Origin of the sequence: Actinosynnema sp. NPDC023794 (assembly GCF_040639675.1) — a bacterium.
GTDB lineage: Bacteria > Actinomycetota > Actinomycetes > Mycobacteriales > Pseudonocardiaceae > Actinosynnema > Actinosynnema luteola.
In genome coordinates this window covers 175357-199502 of record NZ_JBFAFR010000015.1, presented here as the reverse complement: position 1 = coordinate 199502, position 24146 = coordinate 175357, and the positions used below count along the sequence as shown (strand labels likewise).

The 24146-nt window shown below is 70.1% G+C and carries 23 protein-coding genes; 12 read left to right on the top strand and 11 right to left on the bottom strand.

The window, feature by feature from the left end; genetic code table 11:
• The first annotated feature begins 703 nt into the window (after positions 1–703).
• The 3 genes from AB0H12_RS27785 (at position 704) to AB0H12_RS27775 (ending at position 3242) form a co-directional block, all read left to right on the top strand.
• Positions 704–2005 carry a hypothetical protein gene (locus AB0H12_RS27785; protein WP_499626660.1) on the top strand — a complete coding sequence of 434 codons (1302 nt, stop codon included), beginning with the start codon at positions 704–706 and terminating at the stop codon, positions 2003–2005.
• A gap of 420 nt (positions 2006–2425) precedes the next feature.
• On the top strand, positions 2426–2680 hold the full coding sequence (locus AB0H12_RS27780) for a YxzC family protein (protein ID WP_499626658.1): 255 nt from the start codon (positions 2426–2428) through the stop codon (positions 2678–2680).
• Between the two features lie 214 nt (positions 2681–2894).
• Positions 2895–3242, top strand: a complete 348-nt coding sequence (locus AB0H12_RS27775; protein ID WP_499626656.1) for a VOC family protein — start codon at positions 2895–2897, stop codon at positions 3240–3242.
• 168 nt (positions 3243–3410) lie between these two features.
• Here the strand turns inward: AB0H12_RS27775 and AB0H12_RS27770 are convergent, their stop codons facing one another.
• Positions 3411–4130, bottom strand: coding sequence for a maleylpyruvate isomerase family mycothiol-dependent enzyme (locus AB0H12_RS27770; RefSeq protein ID WP_499626654.1), 720 nt, complete (start codon positions 4128–4130; stop codon positions 3411–3413).
• Positions 4131–4214: 84 nt separating this feature from the next.
• Between AB0H12_RS27770 and AB0H12_RS27765 the strand changes: the two genes are divergently transcribed.
• Positions 4215–5423 (top strand): GNAT family N-acetyltransferase, encoded by a 1209-nt coding sequence (locus tag AB0H12_RS27765; protein WP_499626652.1) that lies wholly within the window; start codon positions 4215–4217, stop codon positions 5421–5423.
• A gap of 63 nt (positions 5424–5486) precedes the next feature.
• Entirely contained in the window at positions 5487–6230 is a 744-nt protein-coding gene (locus AB0H12_RS27760; protein WP_499626650.1) for a hypothetical protein, read from the top strand.
• A gap of 2 nt (positions 6231–6232) precedes the next feature.
• Here AB0H12_RS27760 and AB0H12_RS27755 read toward each other — a convergent pair whose 3' ends face one another.
• Together AB0H12_RS27755 and AB0H12_RS27750 are read right to left on the bottom strand one after the other, a co-directional pair.
• Complete coding sequence (locus AB0H12_RS27755; RefSeq protein ID WP_499626648.1) at positions 6233–7036, bottom strand: Fpg/Nei family DNA glycosylase; 804 nt, start codon at positions 7034–7036, stop codon at positions 6233–6235.
• On the bottom strand, positions 7036–7503 hold the full coding sequence (locus tag AB0H12_RS27750; protein WP_230565899.1) for a ribose-5-phosphate isomerase: 468 nt from the start codon (positions 7501–7503) through the stop codon (positions 7036–7038). Before AB0H12_RS27750 ends, AB0H12_RS27755 begins: the two co-directional genes overlap by 1 nt.
• Positions 7504–7530: 27 nt before the next feature.
• Here AB0H12_RS27750 and AB0H12_RS27745 point away from each other — a divergent pair, with 27 nt between their 5' ends.
• Entirely contained in the window at positions 7531–8238 is a 708-nt protein-coding gene (locus AB0H12_RS27745; RefSeq protein ID WP_499626646.1) for a 2-phosphosulfolactate phosphatase, read from the top strand.
• Positions 8239–8419: 181 nt separating this feature from the next.
• On the opposite strand, the gene AB0H12_RS27740 is transcribed toward AB0H12_RS27745, so the two are convergent.
• Together AB0H12_RS27740 and AB0H12_RS27735 are read right to left on the bottom strand one after the other, a co-directional pair.
• On the bottom strand, positions 8420–9775 hold the full coding sequence (locus AB0H12_RS27740) for an aldehyde dehydrogenase family protein (protein ID WP_499626645.1): 1356 nt from the start codon (positions 9773–9775) through the stop codon (positions 8420–8422).
• Between the two features lie 68 nt (positions 9776–9843).
• Positions 9844–10467: a mycothiol-dependent nitroreductase Rv2466c family protein gene (locus AB0H12_RS27735; RefSeq protein WP_499626643.1), complete on the bottom strand. Its 624-nt coding sequence runs from the start codon at positions 10465–10467 to the stop codon at positions 9844–9846.
• A gap of 219 nt (positions 10468–10686) precedes the next feature.
• Here AB0H12_RS27735 and pepN point away from each other — a divergent pair, with 219 nt between their 5' ends.
• Positions 10687–13248 (top strand): aminopeptidase N, encoded by a 2562-nt coding sequence (pepN, locus tag AB0H12_RS27730; protein WP_499626640.1) that lies wholly within the window; start codon positions 10687–10689, stop codon positions 13246–13248.
• 71 nt (positions 13249–13319) lie between these two features.
• Here pepN and AB0H12_RS27725 read toward each other — a convergent pair whose 3' ends face one another.
• Complete coding sequence (locus tag AB0H12_RS27725) at positions 13320–14198, bottom strand: helix-turn-helix domain-containing protein (RefSeq protein WP_499626638.1); 879 nt, start codon at positions 14196–14198, stop codon at positions 13320–13322.
• Positions 14199–14412: 214 nt separating this feature from the next.
• Between AB0H12_RS27725 and AB0H12_RS27720 the strand changes: the two genes are divergently transcribed.
• Together AB0H12_RS27720 and AB0H12_RS27715 are read left to right on the top strand one after the other, a co-directional pair.
• Complete coding sequence (locus tag AB0H12_RS27720; RefSeq protein ID WP_499626636.1) at positions 14413–15255, top strand: helix-turn-helix domain-containing protein; 843 nt, start codon at positions 14413–14415, stop codon at positions 15253–15255.
• Positions 15252–15413, top strand: a complete 162-nt coding sequence (locus AB0H12_RS27715) for a DUF397 domain-containing protein (RefSeq protein ID WP_499626634.1) — start codon at positions 15252–15254, stop codon at positions 15411–15413. Before AB0H12_RS27720 ends, AB0H12_RS27715 begins: the two co-directional genes overlap by 4 nt.
• A 55-nt stretch (positions 15414–15468) precedes the next feature.
• Here AB0H12_RS27715 and AB0H12_RS27710 read toward each other — a convergent pair whose 3' ends face one another.
• Together AB0H12_RS27710 and ctaJ are read right to left on the bottom strand one after the other, a co-directional pair.
• The gene (locus AB0H12_RS27710; protein WP_499626633.1) at positions 15469–15954 is read right to left on the bottom strand and encodes a DUF5130 family protein; all 486 of its coding nucleotides are present in this window, start codon (positions 15952–15954) and stop codon (positions 15469–15471) included.
• Positions 15941–16186 carry an aa3-type cytochrome oxidase subunit CtaJ gene (gene ctaJ, locus AB0H12_RS27705; RefSeq protein WP_073889412.1) on the bottom strand — a complete coding sequence of 82 codons (246 nt, stop codon included), beginning with the start codon at positions 16184–16186 and terminating at the stop codon, positions 15941–15943. The genes AB0H12_RS27710 and ctaJ overlap by 14 nt, the downstream gene beginning before the upstream one ends.
• 486 nt (positions 16187–16672) lie before the next feature.
• Here ctaJ and AB0H12_RS27700 point away from each other — a divergent pair, with 486 nt between their 5' ends.
• On the top strand, positions 16673–17029 hold the full coding sequence (locus AB0H12_RS27700) for a hypothetical protein (protein WP_499626631.1): 357 nt from the start codon (positions 16673–16675) through the stop codon (positions 17027–17029).
• 13 nt (positions 17030–17042) lie between these two features.
• On the opposite strand, the gene AB0H12_RS27695 is transcribed toward AB0H12_RS27700, so the two are convergent.
• Positions 17043–17708, bottom strand: coding sequence for an HNH endonuclease (locus AB0H12_RS27695; RefSeq protein ID WP_499626630.1), 666 nt, complete (start codon positions 17706–17708; stop codon positions 17043–17045).
• A gap of 152 nt (positions 17709–17860) precedes the next feature.
• Between AB0H12_RS27695 and AB0H12_RS27690 the strand changes: the two genes are divergently transcribed.
• Both AB0H12_RS27690 and AB0H12_RS27685 read left to right on the top strand, forming a co-directional pair.
• On the top strand, positions 17861–19954 hold the full coding sequence (locus AB0H12_RS27690) for a prolyl oligopeptidase family serine peptidase (RefSeq protein ID WP_499626628.1): 2094 nt from the start codon (positions 17861–17863) through the stop codon (positions 19952–19954).
• 18 nt (positions 19955–19972) lie between these two features.
• Positions 19973–20890 carry a mechanosensitive ion channel family protein gene (locus tag AB0H12_RS27685; protein ID WP_499626627.1) on the top strand — a complete coding sequence of 306 codons (918 nt, stop codon included), beginning with the start codon at positions 19973–19975 and terminating at the stop codon, positions 20888–20890.
• A 51-nt stretch (positions 20891–20941) separates the two neighbouring features.
• Here the strand turns inward: AB0H12_RS27685 and AB0H12_RS27680 are convergent, their stop codons facing one another.
• Both AB0H12_RS27680 and AB0H12_RS27675 read right to left on the bottom strand, forming a co-directional pair.
• A complete protein-coding gene (locus AB0H12_RS27680; RefSeq protein ID WP_499626625.1) occupies positions 20942–22312 on the bottom strand; it encodes an NsdA family TPR-like regulatory protein in 1371 nt (456 codons plus the stop codon).
• Between the two features lie 125 nt (positions 22313–22437).
• A complete protein-coding gene (locus AB0H12_RS27675) occupies positions 22438–24129 on the bottom strand; it encodes a hypothetical protein (RefSeq protein ID WP_499626623.1) in 1692 nt (563 codons plus the stop codon).
• Positions 24130–24146 lie beyond the last annotated feature (17 nt).

The following is a 24146-nucleotide window of genomic DNA, read 5'->3' as shown; positions in this document are numbered from 1 at the left end:
GCCAGTAGCTCCCGTCAGAACGTCATAGGCGCCCGGCGTTCCTCGACGCCATGCACGACGAACTACGTTCAGCACGTCTACTACAACTGTACGCGGCCTGACAGACCATAGATGCGTCACTTGACCAGCTCCAGACATTCGGCGGCTTTGGTTCACCCATAGGCGGGCTCCTTTTGAGTAGTTGGTGCGTTAACTTCCCAGGCACCCGCCAAAATAAGATCTAAGATCACTGACGGCAGGTGCCACCTCATAGCGTAGAGCGACGGTTGCAGGTCGGCGTGTCACACGATCGGGTGAACGAGCTAACGCGGCAAGCCGTACGGCCGACACTCCTCGTAGAGAGGCCACATCAAGGGAGTGGGCTATTTGAGTATGTCCTACAGACACGAGTGACCTAGCTGCACTGATGAGCACTTTCAACATCATGAAGCTACGCCAGCCCGCCGCCCATTTGTGATCAGGGAAGATCAGCCGTTGCGTCTGCTTGATCGCGTAGGCCGACGAGCGCACCGCCAAGTTCAAGTAGGCCGCACGAGGCCAACACAAAAACCCACCGCTTCCGCGGTGGGTTTTTGGCTCCACTAAGGTATTTACTCAGTGGTTTGAGTTTCTTACATTTGGTGGTCCTACTGCAATATAGCTCGAACTCAATTGCCCGATAATCAGATGCGACCTCGATCACACCTCTTATATACTAAAACCTATGACCGCAAGCGAACAGGACCTTTTCGACACAGCGATGCTGGCGCTCCAGCACGCGTCTCTCCACTCAGACATGCGTGACGAACTCGACGTCATGCAGGTAGTCCTGTCGCTTCACTTCGCGGCCGAAATGCTCCTCAAAGCTGAGCTTGTCTCAAAGGGCAAGTCCATCATGGAGGAAGACGGTCGGCACACGATCACCTTCACCGAGGCGCTCAGCCGGACCGGAAAGTACAGGAACAAGGCGACGATCTCTCAACTTGGAGAGCATCGTAATGACTTGCAACACATCGGTAAGCGGGTCGCGGAGCAGACAGTCCGCACGCTGTACCAAGAGTCCCTGCTGTTCGCAGAAGAGGCAGCGAAGAAGCTAGGCCGGAAGGTTCCACTCACCATCGACATGCTGCCGTTCCGGGTACCGACTATCGCCGCGGCTGAGCGTATCTCCGATGTGGACGCGGTACAGCGGGACGTGGACGCCTATGGAGAGACGGTGGTGTGGGCGCAGGGCACAGAGCAAGGCACATTCGCCGTTCACATCCAGCTTCCGTCCGGCGAGGTTAAGCGACTCACTCCGGAAGGTGAGTTCGAGTACATGCCTCACACGGACGGCCTGAGCGTAGTTGCCTACCGCCAGTCCGGCGGAGTGGTGCTCTACGATCTCGCAAGCGGCGACCGGAAGCTCATCAGCGAGACAGGCGGAGCGACTGACATCAATAAGGAGTGGATTGCTGCGCAAGGTCTAGCTGTATCGGGCGGACTCGGAGGCGGCATCTGGTTGTACAGCCGCAGGCGCGGTGAGTGGTTCGAGGTCGAACCTAGCGCCAGCGCAGGCGGAGCGCAGTTGGGCTCCGATTCGGTGGTGTGGATGGACCTAGACGAGCCGCAGCAGGTGATCAGGCGGGTCTCCCTGGCCGATCTTAGCGAACCCTCACCAGTCGTCGTCGTGCGTAATGCGACCCACCCGTCCATCTCGGGTCGCAGACTGGCCTATGACACTCGTAGCCAGCACCCTGGCGTTGGTGTTGCAGTAGCCGAGACCGGCGAGGAGCTGCACGTAGTTGTGAACGGCTTGTTCCCCGATGTGCATGGCGGCATGGTCGCCTACCTGTCCCGTGACCACGAGGGCTACTGGCTCGGGCTGGACGATGTGGCACGCAAGCGATCCATCGTGGAGAGGACCAAGATTGGGTTCCCGATCGGCCGTGGCCCCGTCCTCACCGAACACGCGGTGTACTTCGAGGCCAGCACTGCCGAAGGGCGGCACTCGATCTACCGCATGAGGTTCGAGTACGAGCAGTAGTTCGACGGGTGATGAGGACAGAAGAGCCCCGCCTACCGTGGTAGGCGGGGTGAGGTACCGATCTGACGATCAGCCCTTTAGATGGGACGAAGCTCCCAGCGGTCACCTGTCAGGGAGCGCATACCGCCAGCGCTAAGCCATAGTCGCTGGTGGTCTTTGTTGATGAAGGTACGACCTGGGAGTGCGGTTTCACCGCACCCGCAGGCACACAGTTGTTGATCTTGGTCTTGATGTTGATCTTGCTCGTCAGCACGTCGCAGCACTGCCGAGCGTGCAGCACTCGTCACCCTGCGTTGCACATCGGAGTTTGACAGTTGTCCCGTCAGGTGCTCTCTTCCTTCCTCGCTGGTAGATCGCTCACCGACCGTCCCCTGTGGACGGTCTTTTGCTTTGGCGGCCTTCTACGCGACACTCGGGGTCATGAGGTTGGAGCCGCCTTCGCGCGCTGAGGTCGAGCGGCAGTTCGAGGGGTTGTTGAGCGGGGCGGTCGGGCGGGACGAGGTTGACCGGTGGGCGGGGCGGTACTTCCGCGAGGACGTCGAGGTCGGGGATCCGGTCGTTCGGACCGCACTTGACCGGTTGTACGGGGTTGATCTTCGTGACGGTCCCGGTGCGGAGTACTTGCACGGGCTTGAGCAGGTTGCGGAGTGGCTCGATGAGCTGAAGTCCGGATAGTCGGTGGGCCCCGGTGGGGGTAGTGGTGAGTGAGGTTCACGCTGTCGGGGCACGGTTTGGTTCGGTGGGTGATCCGGTTCCGCCTCTACGCTCCCGCTGACGGGTTGTTGCCAACCACCTGGCACGTGCGGGCTCGTCGTGTGGTTGTGGGAAGTGGTCTCGAGCTGGGGCTGCTTCCCACAACCCGCACTCCCGCCGGGCTCATGATGTACCCATGCGTCTGGACCAGATCGTGGTGGATTGCCTGGAACCCGCACGCCTCGTGCGGTTCTGGGCGGGGTTGCTCGGTGGCGTGCCCGTCGACCGGGAGGACGGGTGGGCGCACGTCGTTCCGCCCGGGTGGCCGCGGATCTCGTTCCAGCCCGTGCCTGAGGCGAAGGCGGTGAAGAACAGGCTTCACCTGGATGTCGACGTGGATGACATCGCCGCGGCGACGGAGAAGGCCGTTGGGCTCGGGGCCACGGCGCAGGGTGGGGTGCAGACCGACGAGCAGGGCAGTTTCCAGGTGCTGCTGGACCCGGCGGGCAACGAGTTCTGCTTCGTCAAGGCACACCGGCGATGATCGGCACGTCACCCGTCAGGACGAGGACGTCACAGCGCGCGCCACAGCGCCTCGCCGAAGCGGATCGCCAGCACCACCATGAGGGCGCCGATCGCGAAGGTCACCAGGCATCTCAGGATCACGCGCAGCTTGGTCACGCGCACAGTGTGCCTCCAGCACGCCCCGAACTCAGCCCGTAGCAGCGGCAACGGCGGCACGCAGCGCGCGCACGACCGCGACATCCCCCTCCACCGACACGTGCTCCTCCCCGACCCGCCCCCACAACCACAGGTCCACCGCGGACGCCGAGCCGCTGACGACGGCCGCCGGGTCGGCTCGTGGGCAGTAGTCGACGATTCCCTCGTGCAGCGCCACGGTCCACTCCCGGCCCGGCACACGCAGCGTCACGGCTCGCCCTGACGTGTGAACACCGGGTGGCTGGTGGCAGCCCAGCCACAGGCGCAGCACCTCGTCGACGCCGTCCGCCGCCAAGCCAGGCTCCAACGGCGCCGCCGAGCCGGTCGCGGACTGCGCGTCGACCCGGTGCACGGCCGTCTCGTGCGCCATCCGCCGCACCCAGAACCCCAACGTCGCGTCCCACGGGCACCACGTCGCCGCAGGTGAAGCCGCACGTGCCGGATCCAGCGCGGCGATCAGCGCCGCCGCGCCGACCCGGTACCACTCGACCAGGTCGTCGTCACCCGGCGAGCACTCCCAGTCCGCCGGACGCGCGCCGCGGGTGATCCACCGCGTCACCATCCGGTGGATCGAGCCGACGTGGACGAGCAGGTCACCGACCGTCATCCCGGGACACGCGGGCACGTCACGATCAGGTGGTGCCAGATCTGCCGCGACCGCCAACGCCTCCGCTTCGACGCGGAGCGCGCTCGCCAACGAGTGGGCATCCATCGGCGCAGCATCGCGGAACGAACGGCCCGAGCGCGACCCCTGAATTGGATCGCGCACGACGGCCGACCGGCGTATGAACGTGCCATGGCGCTCAACCTCCGCACCCTCACCGCGGACGACCTCCCGGAGTTCCAGCGGGTCGTCAACTCGGCGTTCCTGTCCGACAGCGTCGAGGACCAGCTCGAACGGTGGCGTGGCCTGTTCGAGCCGGATCGGCACCACGCCGTGTTCGACGGTGGCGAGCTCATCGGCGGCGGCGGTATCCAGACCCGTGAGATCACGTTGCCCGGAGCAGGCCCCACACCGGTCGCGGCGGTCACGTCGGTCGGCGTGAAACCGGGCCATCGCCGTCGCGGCGTGCTCACCCGCGTGATGCGCGCCCAGCTGCACGGCATGCACGAGGAGGGCACCGAGGCGATCGCCGCGCTGTGGTCCTCGGAGGCGGCGATCTACCCCCGGTTCGGCTACGGGCTCGCGGCCGAGTTCGCCCGGCTCGAAGTGCCGCACGGCGCGAAGTTCCGCCCCGGCGTGGCGACCGGCGGCGAACGGGTGCGCGAGGTGTCGCGCGACGAGGCCGTGCCGGTCATGAAGGCCGTGTACGAAGACCTGCGCCCGTCCCGGACGGGGTGGCTGAGCCGCACGGACGCCGCGTGGGACCACCACCTCGCCGACACCGAGCGCGACCGCGACGGGCTGAGCGCGTACCGCTACGTGCTGCACCCGCAGGGTTACGCGGTCTACCGGATCAAGGCGGACTGGCACGTGCGCGGCCCGCGCAACGAGCTGCACGTGCGCGAGATCGCGGCACGCACCGACGAGGCGTACGCGGCGCTCTACCGCTACCTGCTGGACGTCGACATGGTCGGCGAGCTGAAGTTCTTCACCGCCTCCGACGACCCGGCCGTGCACCTGCTGGAGGACTCACGGCTGGCGCTGCGCGGCCGGTCGGACTCGCTGTGGGTGCGGATCGTGGACGTCGACCGCGCACTCCCCCTGCGCCGCTACCTCTCCGACGTGGACGTGGTGCTGGAGCTGTCGGACGAGTTCTGCCCCTGGAACGCGGGCCGGTGGAGGTTCACGGTCAAGGGCGGCGAGGCGACGGTGCAGCGGGTGGACGACGACCCGGACGTCGTGCTGGACGTGCAGGCGTTGGGGGCCGCGTACCTCGGTGGGACGAGGTTGGCGACGTTGGCGCGCGCACAGCGGGTGAGTGAGGTCACCGCGGGTGCGCTGAACGTCCTGTCACATGCCCTGTTAGGCGATCGGGAGCCCCACTGCCCGGAGGTGTTCTGACCGTTTCGGGAACCTCGGCCCGGCGTGGGGCGTTTTCCGGTCAACAAGCACCGGGAGGGTCGAATGACCACCACGATCGTGTTGCTCGTGCTGCTGGTCCTGGCCGGCGCGGTCTGGTACGCCGCCCGCTCCGCCGCCGAGAAGCGCCGCCGGGAGCTGGAGGACGCGCAGGCCGAGGCGCGCCGTTGGGTGGAACGGCTGGGCGGCCAGGTGATGAACCTGACCGGCACGGACGTGGCCTCGCAGCAGGCGATGGCCGACGCGTCCGAGCGGTTCACCGCGGCCGGGTCGCAGATGGAGCAGGCGCGCACGGTGGAGCAGTGCCGCCTGGTCACGCAGACCGCGATGGAAGGCCTGTACTACGTGCGGGCCGCGCGCGTCGCGATGGACCTCGACCCCGGTCCCGAGCTGCCGGACCTCACCGGCCAGAGCCGGGCGGGCAAGGTGTCGGAGGAGCGTGACGTCACGGTGAAGGGCCACCGCTACGTCGCCTCGCCGCGGCCGGGCTCGCACACGCCGCACTACTACCCCGGCGGTGTGGTGGCGGGTCGTCCGGTGCCGGAGGGCTGGTACTCCGAGCCGTGGTGGAAGCCCGCGCTGGTGGCGGGCGCGTGGGGTTTCGCGTCGATGATGCTGTTCAGCGCGATGTTCACGGGCATGGTCGGCGTGCCCGCGGCCGTGGCGGCCGAGGACCCCGGCGGCGCCGAGGACGGCGGCGACGGTGGTGATGGCGGCGACGCCGGTGGCGACTACGGCGGTGACTACGGCGGCGGCGATTTCGGCGGCGGGGACTTCGGCGGGTTCTGAGGTCAGGCCGGTTGGCAGGTCGGGCACCAGTAGAGGTTCCGGCCGGCCAGCGAGGCGGCGGCGACGGGCGTGCCGCAGACCAGGCACGGTTGGCCGGTGCGGCGGTAGACGTAGACCTCGCCGCCGTGCCGGTCCTGGCGCGGCGCCCGGCCGGTGACCTCGGGCAGGTGCTCGGGCCGCACGGTGTCGATGCGCCCGACCTTCACGCCGGCGCGCATCAGCACGGTCAGGTCGAGCCACAGGTCGTCCCACAGCGCCCGGTCGACCTCGTTGCCGGGCACGAGCGGGTGAACGCCGTGCCGGAACAGCACCTCGGCCCGGTAGACGTTGCCGACGCCCGCGAGCACGGTCTGGTCCATCAGCAGCACGGCGATGGACTGGCGGGACCGGGCGATCCGCGCGTGGGCCAGGTCCGGTTTCGCGTCACGGCGCAGCGGGTCCGGGCCGAGGCGGGCGCGCAGCGCGGCGACCTCGACGTCGGTGAGGACCTCGCACCGGTTCGGGCCGCGCAGGTCCGTCCAGTGGGTGGGCCCGGACAGCCGCATCCGCACCTGGCCGACCGGCTGGGTCACCGGGTGCGGCGACTCGGTGAACGTGCCGTAGAGGCCGAGGTGGACGTGCACCGTCGCGTCCGGTCCGTAGACGTGGAACAGGTGCTTGCCGTGCGCCTCGGCGCGCCGGAACAGCCGACCGTCCACAGAGGACGCGGAGAACTTGCCCTGCGGGCTCGACACCCGGACCGTCGAGCCCGCGTACCGGCGTTGGTGCAGCTTCGCCAGGCGGTGGAGCGTGTGGCCTTCGGGCATCAGGGCAGGGCCGGCGCCTCGCCGGTGCGCTCGTACTCGCTGAGGATGTCGATGCGGCGCGCGTGCCGCTCCTGCCCGGAGAACGGGGTGGCCAGGAACGCCTCGACGATCGCGAACGCCTCCTCGGTGGTATGCATCCGGCCGCCGACGCCGATGAGCTGGGCGTCGTTGTGCTCGCGGGCGAGCTTCGCCGTCTCCACGCTGTAGGCGAGCGCGGCGCGGGCGCCGGGCACCTTGTTCGCGGCGATCTGCTCGCCGTTGCCGGAGCCGCCGATGACGATGCCCAGGCTGCCCTCGTCCGCGACGACGCGGCGGGCCGCCTCGATGCAGAACGGCGGGTAGTCGTCCTCCGCGTCGTAGACGGCCGGTCCGACGTCGACCACCTCGTGGCCCGCGTCGGTCAGGTGCTTGACGAGGTGGGTCTTCAGCTCGAAGCCCGCGTGGTCCGATCCCAGGTAAACGCGCACGTCAGCAAGTCTGCCATCCTTGGCCGCGTGTTCGGACAAGAGGGTTCCCGGCTGCGGTTGGAGTGGGGTCCGGAGGGGGTCGCCGTGCTCGGGGAGCAGTGCGCGGTGCTCGTGATCGTGGACGTGCTGTCGTTCTCCACGGCGGTGGACGTCGTCGTGGCACGTGGTGGGGCCGTGCGGCCGGTGCACTGGTCGAAGCGGGCTGCGGCGGCACGTCCGGCGGACCCGTCGTGGACGTTGCGGCCGTCGTCGCTGGTGTCCGTGCCGGCGGGGACGGAGCTGGAGCTGGCTTCGGCGAACGGCGCCACGTTGTGCTCGTTGGCCGAGGCGACGGGGGCGATCGTGCTGGCGGGGTGCCTGCGGAACGCGCGTGCGATCGCCACGGCGGCTCGGGCGTTGGCGGCGGGTGGGCCGATCGGCGTCGTGCCCGGCGGTGAGCGGTGGGGCGTGAACATCACGGACGACGCGGACGCCGGACCGTTGCGGCCGGCGGTGGAGGACCTGCTCGGCGCAGGGGCGATCATGTCGTCCCTGTTGGGCTACGGCTCCGCGTCGGTGGAGGCAGCTCTGGCGGCGGAGACGTACGCGTGGGCTTCGGTGGAGGACGTCGTGGCCGGGTGCGTCTCGGGGCGTGAGCTGATCGCCGCCGGCCACGCCGGTGACGTCGCCTTGGCCTCCGAGGTGAACGTGAGCACCGCCGTCCCCCGCCTGACCAACGGCGTCCTGCGCGCCTGAACCCGCGCGTGTCGAACAGTCAGGTCCCGCGTGTCGAACACTCAGGACCGATGAGTTCAACACTCAGGACGAGGACCGCCGATTGCCTGGAGAACCTGAGCGTTGGATTCGGGGGTCCTGAAGGTTCGACACGCGGGGCCTGAAGGTTCGACACGCGGGGCCTGAAGGTTCGACACGCGGGTCAGCGCTGGATGGACTTCAGCTCGGTGAACTCGGACAGGCCGTGGGCGCCGAACTCGCGGCCGTTGCCCGACTGGCGGTAGCCGCCGAACGGGGCGCTGGTGTTGAACGCGGCGCCGTTGATGTCCACCTGGCCGGTGCGCAGGCGCTTCGCCACCGCGAGGGCACGGTCGGTGTCCGCCGAGAACACGGCGCCGCCCAGGCCGTAGATGGTGGAGTTCGCGATGCGCACGGCGTCGTCCTCGTCCGCGTACGGCATGACGGACAGCACAGGGCCGAAGATCTCCTCTTGAGCGATCACCATGTCCGACCGCACGTCGCCGAACACGGTCGGCGTGACGAAGAAGCCGCGGCCGAGAGGGCGGGAAGGGCCGCCCAGGGCGAGCTTCGCCCCTTCCGAGATGCCGCGCTCGATGTAGCCGACGACGCGGTCGCGCTGCGCGGCCGACACCGCCGGACCCATGCGGGTGGACGGGAGAACGGGATCGGCGGGCTCGTACTTGGACGCGGCGGCGACCGCGATCTCCAACGCCTCGTCGTGCCGCGAAGCGGGCACCAGCAAGCGGGTCCACGCGCTGCACGCCTGGCCGTTGTTCATGTACGCGTTGCCCACGCCGATCTTCACCGCACGGGTCAGGTCGGCGTCGTCCAGCACGACGTTCGCCGACTTGCCGCCCAACTCCAACGCCACCCGCTTCACCGTCTCGGCGGCCAGCGCGGACACCCGCCGACCGGCCCTCGTCGAACCGGTGAACGACACCATGTCCACCATCGGGTGACCGGCCAACGCCTCGCCGACCACCGGCCCCGTGCCGTGGACCAGCGAGAACACGCCCTTGGGCACACCGACGTCGTAGAGGACCGAAGCGAGCAGGTCGGCCGTGAGAGGCGCCAGCTCGCTCGGCTTGAGCACCACCACGTTCCCCGCCGCCAGCGCGGGCACGACCTTGGCCACCATCTGCTGCAACGGGAAGTTCCACGGCGTGATGGCCGCGACCACGCCGACCGGCTCCCGCAGCACCAGCGAGTTCCCGATCTCCGAAGCGGAGAAGTACCCCGCGTCCACCGCGTCGGCCACGCCCCGCGCGATGCCGACCGGGTTCGGCACCTGCACCCGCGACGCGAACGTGATCGGCGTGCCCATCTCCGCCGTCATGGTCGCGGCGAACTCCGGGGCCCGCGCCTCCAGCGCGTCCGCCACCGCCCGCACGAGGGCCGACCGGGACTCCGGCGACGTCGCCGACCACGCCGGGAACGCGGCAACCGCCCTGGTCACGGCGGCGTCCACGTCACCGGGCGTGCCGGCGCGGACCGTGCCGACGACCTCTTCGGTGGTCGGGTTGACGACCTCGATCACTGCGGACTCCCCGAGAACGGTGTGACACTCCACGACGAACCTGGCCTCAGAGTGTCACACCGGACGCGTCAGGAGAAGTCCAGACCCCCGGTCCGGGTCCGCTTGAGCTCGAAGAAGTACGGGAAGCCCGCCAACGCCCGCGCGCCGTCGAACACCTTCACCGCGTCCTCGCCACGCGGGATCTTGGTGAGCACGGGCCCGAAGAACGCCACGCCGTCGATGTGGATCGTCGGCGTGCCGACGTCCATGCCCACCGGGTCCATGCCGCGGTGGTGGCTGGCCCGCAGCTCCTCGTCGTGCGCGTCGGTGTGCGCGGCCTCGGCCAGCTCCGCGGGCAGGTCGACGTCCTCCAGCGCCAGCTTGATGGCCTGGTCGTAGTCACGCGTCGTGCCCAGGCCCTCGTTGTGGATCCGGGTGCCGAGCGCGGTGTAGAGGTCGCGCAGCACGCCGTCGCCCTTGAGCTTGGCCGCGGCGACGGCGACGCGCACCGGGCCCCAGCCGCGGTCCATCATGTCGCGGTAGTCGGCGGGCAGGTCCCGGTCCTCGTTGAGCACGGACAGGCTCATCACGCGGAAGTTCAGGTCGAGATCGCGCTGCTTCTCCACCTCGAGGATCCACCGGGACGAGATCCACGCGAACGGGCAGATCGGGTCGAAGTAGAAGTCGACCTTCGTACGTCCCTCTGTCGACATGCGGTGTTCCCTCCGTGGCTGTTCGTGAGCGGTGCGCCGGGTTCGGCGCTTCCATCGTGCTCAACCAGCCCACCGCGCGCAGTCTTCCCTCGGACGCCAGTCCACTTCCGGGGGTCCCACGTGATTGGATGCGACTGTCGTGTTCACCGACTCGACACCCATTCCCGTTCCGACGACGCCGGCGCCGAGGTCCCGTGGCGGCGGCAGACGAGGTGACCAGTGGCGGCACCCAACCTCACCCGCGACCAGGCGCAGCAGCGGGCCGCGCTGCTGGAGGTCGATTCCTACCGGATCGAGCTGGACCTGACCGACGGTGGCGGCAAGCCCGGCTCGGACACGTTCCGCTCGACCACGACGGTTGCCTTCCGCAGCCAGACGCCCGGCGCATCCTCGTGGGTCGACATCGTGGCCGCCAATGTCCACCGCGCCGTGCTCAACGGGCACGAGCTGGACGTCTCCTCCTACCGCGAGGAAGACGGCATCCACCTGCCCGACCTGGCCGAGGTCAACGAGCTGACGGTCGAGGCCGACTGCCGGTACATGAACACCGGCGAGGGCCTGCACCGGTTCGTCGACCCGGTCGACGGCGAGGTGTACCTGTACTCGCAGTTCGAGACGGCGGACGCCAAGCGCATGTTCGCCTGCTTCGACCAACCCGACCTCAAGTCGGTCTACCACCTCACGGTGACCGCGCCGCACCACTGGAAGGTCGTCTCCAACGCGGCGATCGAGTCCACTGTGGACGGCACGGGCGGCGCGGACAAGCACGTCTTCGCCACCACCAAGCCCATGTCGACGTACCTGGTGGCGCTGGTCGCCGGTCCTTACGCCGAGTGGCGCGACGAGTTCAGCGACGGCGACACGACGATCCCTCTCGGCATCTACTGCCGCGCGTCGCTCGCGCCGCACATGGACGCCGAGCGGCTGTTCACCGAGACCAAGCAGGGTTTCGGCTTCTTCCACAAGGCGTTCGGCGTCACCTACCCGTTCGGCAAGTACGACCAGTGCTTCGTGCCCGAGTTCAACGCGGGCGCGATGGAGAACGCCGGCTGCGTCACGTTCCTGGAGGACTACGTCTTCCGCAGCCGCGTCACCCGCTACCTGTACGAGCGCCGTGCCGAGACCGTGCTGCACGAGATGGCGCACATGTGGTTCGGCGACCTGGTGACCATGCGCTGGTGGGACGACCTGTGGCTGAACGAGTCGTTCGCCACCTGGGCGTCGGTGCTGGCGCAGGCCGAGGCGACCGAGTACCGGCAGGCGTGGACGACGTTCGCCAAGATCGAGAAGTCGTGGGCCTACCGGCAGGACCAGCTGCCGTCCACGCACCCCGTGGCCGCCGACATCCCGGACCTGCAGGCCGTCGAGGTCAACTTCGACGGCATCACCTACGCCAAGGGCGCCTCGGTGCTCAAGCAGCTGGTGTCCTACGTCGGCCTGGACAACTTCCTGTCCGGCCTGCGGGTGTACTTCGGCAAGCACGCCTGGGGCAACGCGACGCTGGCCGACCTGCTCAACGCGCTCGAAGAGGCGTCCGGCCGCGACCTGTCGTGGTGGAGCGCGCAGTGGCTGGAGACCACCGGCCTGAACCTGCTGCGACCCAAGTACTCGGTCGACACCGACGGCCGGTTCACCGAGTTCGCCGTGCTCCAGGGCGGTGCGCGTCCGGGCGCGGGCGAGCTGCGCACGCACCGGTTGGCGATCGGCGTGTACGACGCGGACGCCGACGGCAAGCTCGTGCGCACGCACCGGGTGGAGCTGGACGTGTCCGGCGAGCGCACCGAGGTCCCCGAGCTCGTCGGCGTGCCGCGCGGCAAGCTGGTGCTGGTCAACGACGACGACCTCACCTACTGCACGATGCGCCTGGACGCCGACTCGCTGGCGTCGCTGATCGACCACATCGCCGACATCGCCGAGCCGCTGCCGCGCACGCTGTGCTGGTCGGCGGCGTGGGAGATGACGCGCGAGGCCGAGCTGAAGGCGCGCGACTTCGTGAACCTGGTGCTCGGCGGGCTGCACGCGGAGACCGAGGTCGGCGTCGTGCAGCGGCTGCTGCTGCAGGCGCAGACGGCGCTGTCGTCGTACGCGGACGTGTCGTGGCGCGACGAGGGCTGGCGCAGGTTCACCACGCGGGTCCTGGAGCTGGCGCGTGCCGCCGAGGCCGGTTCGGACCACCAGTTGGCGTTCGTCAACTCCCTGGCCGGGTCGGTGCTGGACGCCGCGACGCTGGAGGTCGTGCGCGGCTGGCTGGACGGCACGGACGTGCTCGACGGCCTCGACGTGGACACCGACCTGCGGTGGCGGCTGCTGCACGCGCTGGTCGCGCACGGCGCCGCCGGGCTGGACGAGATCCAGGCCGAGGAGGAGCGCGACCCCACCGCCACCGGTCGGCGCAAGGCCGAGTCGGCACGCGCGCTGCGGCCGACGATCGAGGCGAAGACCGAGGCGTGGGACCGCGCGGTGAACGACGACGAGCTGCCGAACGCGGTGTCGGAGGCGATCATCGCGGGCATCCAGCACCCCGGTCAGAAGGCGCTGCTCCAGCCGTTCGTGGCGCGGTACTTCGCCGACGTGGCCGACGTGTGGGACCGCCGGTCGAGCGAGCGGGCGCAGTCGATGGTCGTCGGCCTGTTCCCGTCGTGGTCGATCTCGAAGGAGACGGTCACGGCGGCCGACGAGTGGCTGGCCGAAGAACGCCCGCCGGCCCTGCGCCGACTGGTGTCGGAGGGCCGCGCGGGCATCGTGCGCGCCCTGGCCGCCCAGGAGTTCGACCGGTCCTGAGGTTCGACGTGTGACGTGCGCGGAGCCGCTGCGTGCGTGGTGAACGGCTTCAAGGTGAACGGGGCAGCGCTTCAGGCGCTGCTCCGTTTCGCGTCCGGCGCGGAGCGGTGGTCGCGGTCGTAGGCGTCGGCCCAGCGGGCGAACACGTCACGTGACTGCGCCGGGCCCAGGACCACGCGTTCCAGTTGCCGCATCTTGGCCTCGTAGGCGCTGATCGCGGTCGGGTCGTCGTGGAAGACCGTCGCCGTCTCGGTCTCCGCGTAGGCCAGCGGCTTGACCGGCGACGAGAACGTCAGCAAGGTCCCGGAGTGGCGCAGGTGGGTGTGCGACGGCGCGCTCATCGGGATGATCCGCGGGCTGATGCGCGACCAGCCGCACATCAGCGTCAGGCGCAGCATCTGGTCGCGCATGACCTTCGCGTCGCCGACGACGATCCGCAACGCCGCCTCGTGGATGTAGATCACCGTCTCCGGTCCGCCCGGCCTGCGCAACGCGTCCTGCCGCGTCATGCGCGCCTCCGTCAGCTCCCTGTCCTTGGTCAACGCGTACGCGTAGTCCTCGGTCTGCGCCAGGCTCGGCACGACCAGCGGCTCGTAGGTCGTCACCGTGCTGGCCGCGTGCTCGTGCACGGACAGCGCCGTGAGCGTGTCCGGCCACGGGTCGTGCCGGCGCAGGAAGTTGCCCGCGTCGACCTCGCTGGCGATCGCCAGGATCCGATCGCGGGTCGCCTTGTCCGCGCCGCAACGGCCGAGCAGCGTCCCGATTTCCCACGGACTCGTGCCGCGAGTGCCGGTCTCGAGTTTCGACAGCTTGCCCAACGACCAGCCGAGCGCGTCGGCGACGAATGCCGACGACATCCGCGCCCGGTGCCGGACGCGGCGCAATTCCTCACCCAATTCCCGGCTGCGGGCCGTGCTCAGCCGCGCAGACACCTTTTCCTCGGACTCCATGAAACCCCCTTAGCGCACCTCTGCAAAGGGCGCGGCGAGTGGTGTGCGCTGCGAAGTCCCGTCGCGCGCTGCACCACTCGCCGCGCATGTCCGACCAGTGTGCGGGCTGGTCGGAAGCTCTGGTGCACAACACAATGTCCGGCCCGCAACACCTGGTCAATCCCCTTTACGAGCGAGAGACTTGACCACTGGTCCCGCTTTAGGATGCATTTCCATGAACCGCAACACCTCGAAATCCATCGCTTTGGGCGCGCGCTTGCGCAACGTTCGCGTGGCCAACAAGCTCAGCCAACGCGCACTCGCGAAGAAGATTGGTGTCGTACATTCGTTGCTCTCGCGCAACGAAAGCGGCCAGCGCGTCCCGGCGCGAGCGGAGGTCATCCGCATCCTCGAGCCCCTCGACATCACCGATCGGGATCGCGAAGAAATCCTGGCGATGACCGAAGATCCCAGTGGATCACCCCTCGCGGTGATCGAACTCCCCGAGCGCCGATCCCAGATCGCCGCGCTCGTGGAGGTCGAGCAGATGGCCAAGGAGATCGTCAGCTGGTCGCCGTTGATCATCCCGGGACTGCTCCAGGTCAGCTCCTACACGCGCACGATCATGGAGGCTGTTCCAGTACCCCACGAGGAGATCGCCACCAGGGTCGCGGTCCGGATGGGCCGACGCGACATCCTCACGCGCCGCAACCCCGTCCGCTACACCGCCTTGATCGGCGAGGGCGTGCTGAGCCAGACGGTCGGCGGCCCGGCGGTCATGGCCGAGCAGTTCGACCACCTGCTGATGATGAGCGCGCACGAGAACGTCGACCTGCGGATCGTGCCCACCGCGACGGGCTGGCACCCCGGACTCTGCGGCTCGTTCCAGCTGATCAAGTGCGACGGCACGTCGTTCGTGCACCTGGAGAACCCCGTCAGCGCCGTCTTCGTGCAGGAACCCGAGGCGGTAGCCGGTTTCGAGCGGTCCGTGCCAGAGTTGCTGAAGGTCGCGATGAGCCCGGAACGGTCCTTCGAGGTCATCGCGAAGGAGGTGCAGCGGACGACGGGAGTCGCATGACACTTCGGTGGAAGAAGTCCGGCAAGAGCGCGAGCGGAGACTGCGTCGAGGTGGCGAACCACCTGGGCGCGGTGCGGGACAGCAAGAACCCCTCGGTCGAGCTGGGTGTCAGCCCGGCCCGGCTGAAGGCGTTCGTGGACGCGCTCAAGTCCCGGTGAACGCGAAGGCCCCGGCGGGGTGCGCCGGGGCCTTCACTTCGTCGTGCGCGCGTCGTCAGACGTGCTTGGGAGCCGGGCCCGCCTGGTCGGTCAGCATCCGCAGGCCGCTCACCAGGCCGCCGGACAGGTCGCCCTCCTTGAAGGACGCGACCATGCTCATCACCGCGAGCTTCGCGCCGCGGTCGGCGATGCGGCGGTTGGACTCCTCGCCCGTCACCACCTCCACCCGGCGCTCACCGGGCGACACGGCGACCAGCACGGCGTGCGTGGGTCGCGTGGTGGCGGCGTGCAGCTCCTCGGCCTTCGCCCGCGCGTCCGCGCCCAGCTCGCCGAGGTAGACGCTGAAGTCCAACCCGGTGGTGCGGCTGGCCAGCGTCAGCGCCTCGTCCAGGCTCGACAGCTGCACCGGCGTGAACGGCAGGCTCGGCGCGTGCGGCTCGTACATCTTCGCGGCGGACACCCGGCCGCTGTTGGTCACGACCGCGCCGACCTCCAGCGTCGACGGGTCGACCTCCACCCTCGTCAGCTCACCAGTTGCCACGGGCACCTCCCTTGGCGGTGCGGCCCTCGGCCGGCGCCGGGACGGCCTGGTGCGCGCCGCCGGGCAAGCCCGCGGGGTTCGCCGTCCACCAGACGGGGGCGTAGTTCCACTCCTGGCCCGGGCGGTACCGCTGAATGCGGGTGGCCTTCGGCCTCAGCGTCAGTAGCGTGATCACGCCGTAGATGGCCAGCGGGATCAGCGCGAAGACGAGCACGGTCTCCACGATGGTCACGCCGGTTACGGTAACCGATCGTCCAGGTCAGGTCGGGGTGAGGGCACCCGTTTCCGCACTGGTGTGGGTTCGGCGGTGTGCGCGGGGTCGTCCGGTGGCCCCGTCCAACTGTGAACGCGGCGCCGCGGGCGCGGTCGGCGATCACGCGTACGGCGGTGACCACGTAGTGGGACGCCGGTCGGGACCGCGACCACGTGACGGTCGCGGGGATGGGCCGTGGCACGTGGCATAGCGGCCTGCGAGCCGCCCGACGTCCTACCTGCGACGACGTCACCCTCGGTATCCATCGGTGCCGGATGCACTAGCTCTCGTGCTCGATCGTCGCAGTGCGTACACCCGGATGGCCTTCCCCCGGACGGAGGCGAATGGCGGCCGGTTTGGCGTCTTGTCCTGGGCCCACTCGGCTTCTAGCTTTTCACCTGTACGGGTCTTGCGCATCCGAAACCGGAGTCCAATACCCGCCTGATGAGTCTCGGAGGACACGACATGTACACCATGAACCTTGTTCTGGTCGCCGCCCTCACTCTTTCGTCGTACACCCAATCGGAGCAGAGCGTTACCACTGTTCAGCCCCCGGCCACGCTCGCCGAGTCGGTGCGCATCACCTCCGACGACTCCGTTCGGATTACTTCCCAAGGCTCCGTCCGCATCACGTCGGCCACGGACGACTCCGTGCGCATCACGGCGTCGGAGTCCGATTCGGTCCGGATCACCGGGTCGGACGCGGACTCGGTGCGCATCACGATGGCGGGCTCGGTCCGGATCACGTCGGACTCGGTGCGCATCACGGACGGCTCCGTGCGCATCACGGACGACCCCCGGGACTACGTCCTGGCGGCGTGAGGAGGAGCGGGCGCTACGCCGCGGGCTCGCCGAGGTAGGGCAGCCACAGCGGGTCGGCCTCGGTGACGCCGGCCAGCAGCCGCCAGTGCGGCCCGCGGGGCGCGTTGGGCACCACGCGCAGGCGCCAGCCGAGCTCCGAGAGGAGCTTGTCGGCCTTGCGGTGGTTGCACCTCGCGCAGCAGGCGACGCAGTTGGTCCACGAGTGGGGGCCGCCTCGGCTGCGCGGCACCACGTGGTCGATCGTCTCGGCGCGTCCGCCGCAGTACGCGCAGCGGTACCGGTCCCGGTGCATCAGCCCGGCCCGCGTGAGCGGGACCCGGCCCCGGTAGGGCACGCGCACGTAGTTCGCCAGCCGGATCACCGACGGGACGACCACCTCGGACGTCGAGGAGTGCACGACGGCCCCGGCGGGGTCACCGTGCACGACCTCGGCCTTCCCGCACACGACGAGGACCACCGCGCGCCGCAGGGGCAACGCGGTGAGCGGTTCGAACGTGGCGTTGAGCAGCAGGACCTTGCGTCTTCCCCAGGGCAACACCACGGGCGCCGGACCGGCCCCCTGGCCGTCGGCCACAGTGTGCACGGTGTTCAGCGCCAGCTGTTTTTGGCCGGACGGCACCGACGACGCGATCCCGGCGTTCACCAGGGCGCCGATCGGGGTGGGTTGTCGGTCTGGCACGCGACCACCTCCACCGGTTCAGGCCTAGCAGACCACAGATCGACCCCAAAAATCACCTGTGATATGTGACGTGTCACGAAGCCGAGTCCGAAACTTGGGTGAACGGACCCCTATCGGACATGGTTTTCATCAAGCGCGCTACGCTCGGCGAGGTGACCGAAGCCTCCCGCGCAGCGCTGCCTGCGACGATCACCTACCCCGCCGCGCCGCGGCTCGACCTCGTCGACGACCTGCACGGACACGCGGTCCACGATCCGTACCGCTGGCTCGAAGACCCTGCGGACCACCGAACGGCCGCGTGGTCCGACGAGCAGGACGTGGTGGCGCGGTCGTGGCTGGACGCGATGCCCGGCCGCGACGCGCTCGCCGCCCGACTGGGTGAGCTGATGCGGACCGGTTCCGTCGGCACGCCGGTGTGGCGGGCCGGTCGGGCGTTCTACACCCGCCGCGGGCCGGACGAGGACCACCCGGTGCTGTACGTGCGGGTGGACGGCGTGGAGCGGGTGCTGCTGGACGTGTCGCGGCTCGACCCGTCGGGGCGGACCACGCTCGACCGGTGGTCGCCGTCCCGCGAGGGCACGCGGCTGGCGTACCAGGTGTCCGTGGGCGGTGACGAGCACTCGTTGCTGCACGTCGTGGACGTCGACACGGGTGAACTGCTGGACGGTCCGATCGACCGGTGCCGGTACTCGCCGGTCGGCTGGCTGCCCGGTGGCGAGGAGTTCTTCTACGTGCGGCGGGTCGACCCCGCGCTGGTGCCCGAGGACGAGCGGCAGTTCCACCGGCGGGTGTGGCGGCACCGGGTGGGCACGCCCGCGTCCGACGACGTGAACGTGCACGGCGACGGGCTCGACCACACGTACTACTACGGGCTGTCGCTGTCGGAGGACGCCCGGTGGCTGGTGGTGAACGGCGCGCCGGGCACCGCGCGGCGCGACTCGGTGTGGATCGCCGACCTGCACGGCTCCGGCGAGCTGACGCCGGTCGTGCGCGACTCCGACGACGTGCAGTGCTCGGCGTGGGTCGCCCCGGACGGGCGGCTCTACCTGCGGACCAGCCGGGACGCGCCCCGGTTCCGGGTGTGCGTGGCCGACCCGGCGACCCCGACCGAGTGGACCGAGCTGGTCGGCGAGCAGCCGGACTCGGTGCTGGACGCGGTGACGTGGCTGGACGGGTCGCTGGTGCTGCTGCGGACCCGGCACGCGGTGTCGGAACTGCACCTGCACTCCCCCGCGACCGGCGAGCACCTGCGGGAGATCCCGCTGCCCGGCACCGGGTCGCTGCACGGGTTGTCCACAGTCGACGAGCTGACCGTTGCGGACCGGGACGTGCTGTGGTTCGGGTGGTCGGACTTCATCACGCCCTTGTCGGTGTACCGGTACTCGCTCTCGAGCGGCCGGACCGAGCTGGAGGCGGCGGCGCCCGGAACGGTGACGCTGCCGGAGTTGTCCACACAACAGGTCTCGTACACGTCGGCCGACGGCACGGTCGTGCGAATGTTCGTGGTGTCCGGCGAGCAGCACCCGGACCTGCCCCGGCCGACGTTGCTCACCGGGTACGGCGGGTTCGCGGTCGGTCGCGGGCCGGGGTACAGCGCGACCACGTTGGCGTGGGTCGAGGCGGGCGGCGTGTGGGCGCACGCGTCGTTGCGCGGCGGCGACGAGGAGGGGGAGGAATGGCACCGGGCGGGGATGCGGGAGCGGAAGCAGAACGTGTTCGACGACTTCCACGCGGCGGCCGAGCGGTTGATCCGCGACGGGTGGACCACGCCGCAGCAGTTGTCGATCATGGGTGGGTCGAACGGCGGGCTGCTCGTCGGGGCGGCGTTGACGCAGCGGCCGGAGCTCTACGCGGCGGTGGTGTGCTCAGCGCCACTGCTGGACATGGTGCGGTACGAGAACTTCCTGCTGGGACGGCTCTGGGCGGAGGAGTACGGCTCGGCGGCCGTGCCCGAAGAGCTGGCGTGGCTGCTGGCCTACTCCCCGTACCACCGGGTGCGGCCGGGAGTTGAGTACCCTTCGGTGCTGTTCACGGTCTTCGAGTCGGACAGCCGCGTGGACCCCAACCACGCCCGGAAGATGTGCGCGGCACTGCAGCACGCGACGTCGAGTGATCCGACCAAGCACCCGGTGCTGCTCCGCCGCGAGACCGAGGTGGGGCACGCGGGCCGATCGGTGAGCCGATCGGTGGGCTTGGCCGTGGACCAGTTGACCTTCTTGGCCTGGGCGACCGGCCTGGAGTTGTGAGAGTGGAGGACTGAGCAGGTGCTGGACGTGGAGCCGACGCCGTCACCGGTGTTCAACGTGGAGTCGACCCTCGCCGTCGAGTGGTGGGTGACCAACGGGCCCAAGATCGCCGAGGGCGCGTTGCGGATCGCGTTGACGCTGATCATCGCGGTCGTGGTCCGGTTCGTGCTCCGCCGGCTCATCGACCGGATGACCCGGGGCAACGGGGGCCGCAAGCCCAAGTTGCTCAAGCCGCTGCGGGAACGCGCTCCCCAGGCGCTGGGCGCGCTGGTCTCCGAACGGCGCGAGCAGCGGGCCAAGACCATCGGCTCGGTGCTCAAGTCGTTCGTCACGATCATCGTGTTCGGGGTGGCGTTCATCCAGGTCCTCACCGAGCTGGGCATGAACCCCGCGCCCATCCTGACCTCGGCGGGCATCCTCGGCGTCGCCATCGGCTTCGGCGCGCAGAACCTGGTCAAGGACTTCCTGTCCGGCATGTTCATGATGTTGGAGGACCAGTACGGCGTCGGCGACGTGGTCGACCTCGGTCCCGCGACCGGCACGGTCGAGTCGGTGGCGCTGCGGATCACCACGATCCGCGACACCAACGGCACCGTCTGGTACGTCCGCAACGGCGAGATCCTGCGGGTCGGCAACTCGTCGCAGGGCTTCGCGGTGGCGGTCGTCGACCTGCCGCTCGGGTACGGCGCGAACCTGGCGTCGGCCACCGAGGTGCTGGCCAAGGCCGTGGAGGACGCCACGGGCGAGGAGCTCCTGGCCAAGGACGTCATCGACAAGCCGCAGGTGCTCGGCGTCGAGAAGGTCACGCCGGAGGGCATCACCATGCGGGTGACGGTGAAGGTCCGGCCGGGCCGCCAGTGGGCCGTCCAGCGCGCCTTGAGAGCCAAGCTGATGCCCGCGCTGGACGACGCGGGCATCTCGCTGAAGTCCACCTGACGGTGCTCGGGCAGGAGCACGGCGGCTCCTGCCCGAGCACCCGGCAGCCGCTCAGGCGGCGATCACCGCGGCGAGCGCGTCGGCCAGCAACCGTGCGTCTTTCGAGCGGGCGGAGTCGGCCACGGCCCGGTCGCGGACGACCTTGATGCGGTCGAACGTCCTGGTCGAGCTGATCCGCCCGGCCGGGCTCAGCAGGTCGGCCGCCAGGCGGTTCGCCTCCGCGTGCTCGCCCTGCAGCACGCGGACGCCCACCAGGGAGATCACGTCGAACAGGTTCGACCGCTGGTAGGAGTCGCGGCGCAGGCGCAGGGCCTCGGCGAGGTGCGGTTCGGCCCTCTTCTCGACGCCCGGCCGGTGGTCGGCCGCGGTCCGGTACGACAGCGCCGCCATGCCCTCCAGTCCGGCCCGGTCGAAGTAGGACAGCCACGCGGGCGTCTCGGCGGGGTCGGCTCGCGCGAAGGCCGCCTCCGCGGCGCCGACCGCCCGGTCCACCGCCCGGACGTCGCCCAGGGTCGCGTGCGCCCAGGACTCGCAGGTCGCGAGCATGGCCGCGGGCATCGGCCCCAGCCTGCCGCCCGAGCCGCGCCTGGCCAGCGCGACCAGGGACAGCGCCTCGCGGGGCTTGCCCACGTGCACCATCTGGCGCGCCATCCGGGACAGCACCTCGACGCCCAGCCCGGTGTCCCGCGCCCGTTTCGCGCAGTGCAGGGCCAGCGTGAAGTACTGCTGCGCGGTCGCCTGGAGGCCGACGTCGTGCGACATCCAGCCGGCCAGCCTGGCGAGGTCCGCGGTCGACCGGAACAGGCGGCGGGAGATCGCGTCGGGGTAGGTGTGGTCGAGCAGGTCGGTCATCGCCTTGAGCTGCCCGACCACGGCCTCGCGGTACAAACCGCCGCCGCGCTTGGCGTCCCAGGCCCAGAACGTCCTGGTCGCGGCCTCGATCTCGGCGATCTCCGCGGTGCCGATGCGGCCCGGGCCCAGTGCCGGGGTCGGCGCCGTGTCGTCCGCGTCCAGCCACCCGGTCAAGCGCCCTTCCAGGATCGCGCCCGTGGCCAGGGCGGCGGTCGCGCCGAGCACATCCCTGCGTTTGATCATCAGATCGCTCCTGGTGAAGTCCTGCAACGTGGCGACCAGCGCCCGGTGGTCCCACGAGACCTGGTCGCGGGTCGGCGACGGCGCGGCCAGGCCGAGGTCCGCAGGCGTGCACGGCCTGCCCGTCCGGTCGGCGAACAGCGCCGCCAACAGCTCCGGGACCGGGTGCCGCGGCCGTTCGCCCTCCAGCCACCGCCGCACCCGCGAGCTGTCCGGCGCGACGTTGTAGCCCCGGGCCCGGCCGAGCCGGCCGACGGCGCGCGCGAGTTCGAGCTGCGTCCACCCTCCTTGGCGGAACCAGCGCAGGAGCGCCTCGTTGGCGTCGCCCATGTCGTGTTCTCCCTCGTGACAGGAGATGGCGCGCCCAGGATGCGGTGCCGCGTGCCGGGTCCACCACGGATCGGCGCGGTCCGCCACCCCTTCGCCAAGCGGGCGCTCAAGGCGCTGGGGGACTCCTACGGCGCGGGCGCCGGTGGTCGTCGGGGTGAGCGCTCGGCCGAGCCCCGCGGGTCGAGCCTGCGGTGCAGGGCGTGAGCCACGGCCACGAGCACCGTCGTCCGCTGCTTCGGGCTCCGGATCGCCTGCGCGAGCCGTTCCGCCCGGTCCGGGTCGTGCAGGGCGATCGCACAGGCCACCTCGGCCGACGCACGCGGGTGGTCCGCGGCGGAGATCACCGAGTCGAGCTCGCGTTCCGCCTCGGTGATCAGCTCCCGGGCCGGGCCGGGCGCCACGACCGCCGCCACCCGCGACAGCAGGCGGACCCGTTGTTCCACCACCAGCAGGGGCGCCACGGCCCGTGCCTGAGCCACCCACCAGTCGGTGTCGGCCGGCTCGGCCACCTCCTCCAGCAGCAACGCCGTGCGCTGCGGATCGGTCGACTCGGTGACCAGCCGCCGGCCGTCGATCCCCGGCTGCCCGGCGAGCAGCGCCAGGAGGTCGTGCTCGCGCGCCAAGCGCACCGCCTGCTCCGGGTCCGACCAGACCAACGCCCGCACGAGGTGATCGACCTCCCGCCTCGGCCGCGCGCTCAAGGGCGGTCGGCCCTCGGTCCACAGCCCTGCCGCCTCCAGCGCCAGCGCCCGAGCCCGTCGTGGGTCCAGCGGTCCCCACGCGGCGGCCAGGATCGCCATCCCCATCCCGGGCCCTCCGTACATCTTCGGCACGAGTGGCTCGGCCTCGTCCAGCAGATCCCGCGCCGACGCGGGGTCGACGACGCGGATGGTTGCCGCCAGTTCGGCCAGCAGCTCAACCTCGGGTTCGCTCCGCCCGGCGGCCGTCCGCGCGTGCCGGACCCTGGCCACCAGCAGCCGGGTCAGTTCGGGATCGGCCGGCGCGACCGCCCTCGCCACCCCGAGGAGCTCCTTGTGCCCCATGCGCGGCGATGCCCGCATCCACTCGCGCACCCGGCCTGGGTCGATCGCGGCGACGTGACCGGCCATCGCGAAGTGGCGGGTCGACGTCAACCACTGCCACGTCTGCGACCAGTGCTCGATCACCTGGTCCAGGAGCCGCCGGATCCGCTCCGGGGAGACCGCTCCGGGACCTACCGGCACCGGCTCCGGCCGCCCCGGCACCAGCACCGGCACCTCGCCCGCCAACCCGGCCGTCGCGCCGGGCGGCCGGTGGGTGAAGTGGCCCGCGTCGGGGACGCGGAACACACCGGACTCGCCGTCGGACACCCAGTCCAGCTCCAAGCGCCAGTCGACCTCGTGCTCGCGCACCACCAGGTCCAGCGCGAGCACGTGCGGCCGCGTCGCCGACACCGCCACCGGGAACCCCTCGCCCGGTGAGCGCGGCGGGTCGCGGTCGAGGTCCACGGTGGACCGGGCGGGCTCCACGGCTCCGGCGACCACCGCCCGCCTGCCGACCGGCCGGGGCGCCCGCCGGGCCAGGACCACCGCCCGCAGCCCCGTCAGCACGACCGCCCGTGCGCCCCGCGCCTCGACGACCACGCCGACCCGGCGGCTCCAGGCGTGGAACAGGCCCGGCTCGTCGGCGAACTCCACCAGCTCCTCGATCGCCGACCGGTCCACCGTCACCACGAGGGACCCGGCGCCCTGGTCGCCGTCCACGTACACCGTGACGTCGCCACCGGCCTGCACGACCGTGCCGGACACCTCGGACGCCTCGTTGCGCACCTCGTCCACCACGCCGAGCGTAGGCC

Excerpts from the sequence above, each read along its gene's own strand:
- AB0H12_RS27785 (WP_499626660.1), top strand. The coding sequence starts at position 704 with ATGACCGCAAGCGAACAGGACCTTTTCGACACAGCGATGCTGGCGCTC.
- AB0H12_RS27780 (WP_499626658.1), top strand. The coding sequence starts at position 2,426 with ATGAGGTTGGAGCCGCCTTCGCGCGCTGAGGTCGAGCGGCAGTTCGAG.
- AB0H12_RS27775 (WP_499626656.1), top strand. The coding sequence starts at position 2,895 with ATGCGTCTGGACCAGATCGTGGTGGATTGCCTGGAACCCGCACGCCTC.
- AB0H12_RS27770 (WP_499626654.1), bottom strand. The coding sequence starts at position 4,130 with ATGGATGCCCACTCGTTGGCGAGCGCGCTCCGCGTCGAAGCGGAGGCG.
- AB0H12_RS27765 (WP_499626652.1), top strand. The coding sequence starts at position 4,215 with ATGGCGCTCAACCTCCGCACCCTCACCGCGGACGACCTCCCGGAGTTC.
- AB0H12_RS27760 (WP_499626650.1), top strand. The coding sequence starts at position 5,487 with ATGACCACCACGATCGTGTTGCTCGTGCTGCTGGTCCTGGCCGGCGCG.
- AB0H12_RS27755 (WP_499626648.1), bottom strand. The coding sequence starts at position 7,036 with ATGCCCGAAGGCCACACGCTCCACCGCCTGGCGAAGCTGCACCAACGC.
- AB0H12_RS27735 (WP_499626643.1), bottom strand. The coding sequence starts at position 10,467 with ATGTCGACAGAGGGACGTACGAAGGTCGACTTCTACTTCGACCCGATC.
- AB0H12_RS27725 (WP_499626638.1), bottom strand. The coding sequence starts at position 14,198 with ATGGAGTCCGAGGAAAAGGTGTCTGCGCGGCTGAGCACGGCCCGCAGC.
- AB0H12_RS27720 (WP_499626636.1), top strand. The coding sequence starts at position 14,413 with ATGAACCGCAACACCTCGAAATCCATCGCTTTGGGCGCGCGCTTGCGC.
- AB0H12_RS27715 (WP_499626634.1), top strand. The coding sequence starts at position 15,252 with ATGACACTTCGGTGGAAGAAGTCCGGCAAGAGCGCGAGCGGAGACTGC.
- AB0H12_RS27700 (WP_499626631.1), top strand. The coding sequence starts at position 16,673 with ATGTACACCATGAACCTTGTTCTGGTCGCCGCCCTCACTCTTTCGTCG.
- AB0H12_RS27680 (WP_499626625.1), bottom strand. The coding sequence starts at position 22,312 with ATGGGCGACGCCAACGAGGCGCTCCTGCGCTGGTTCCGCCAAGGAGGG.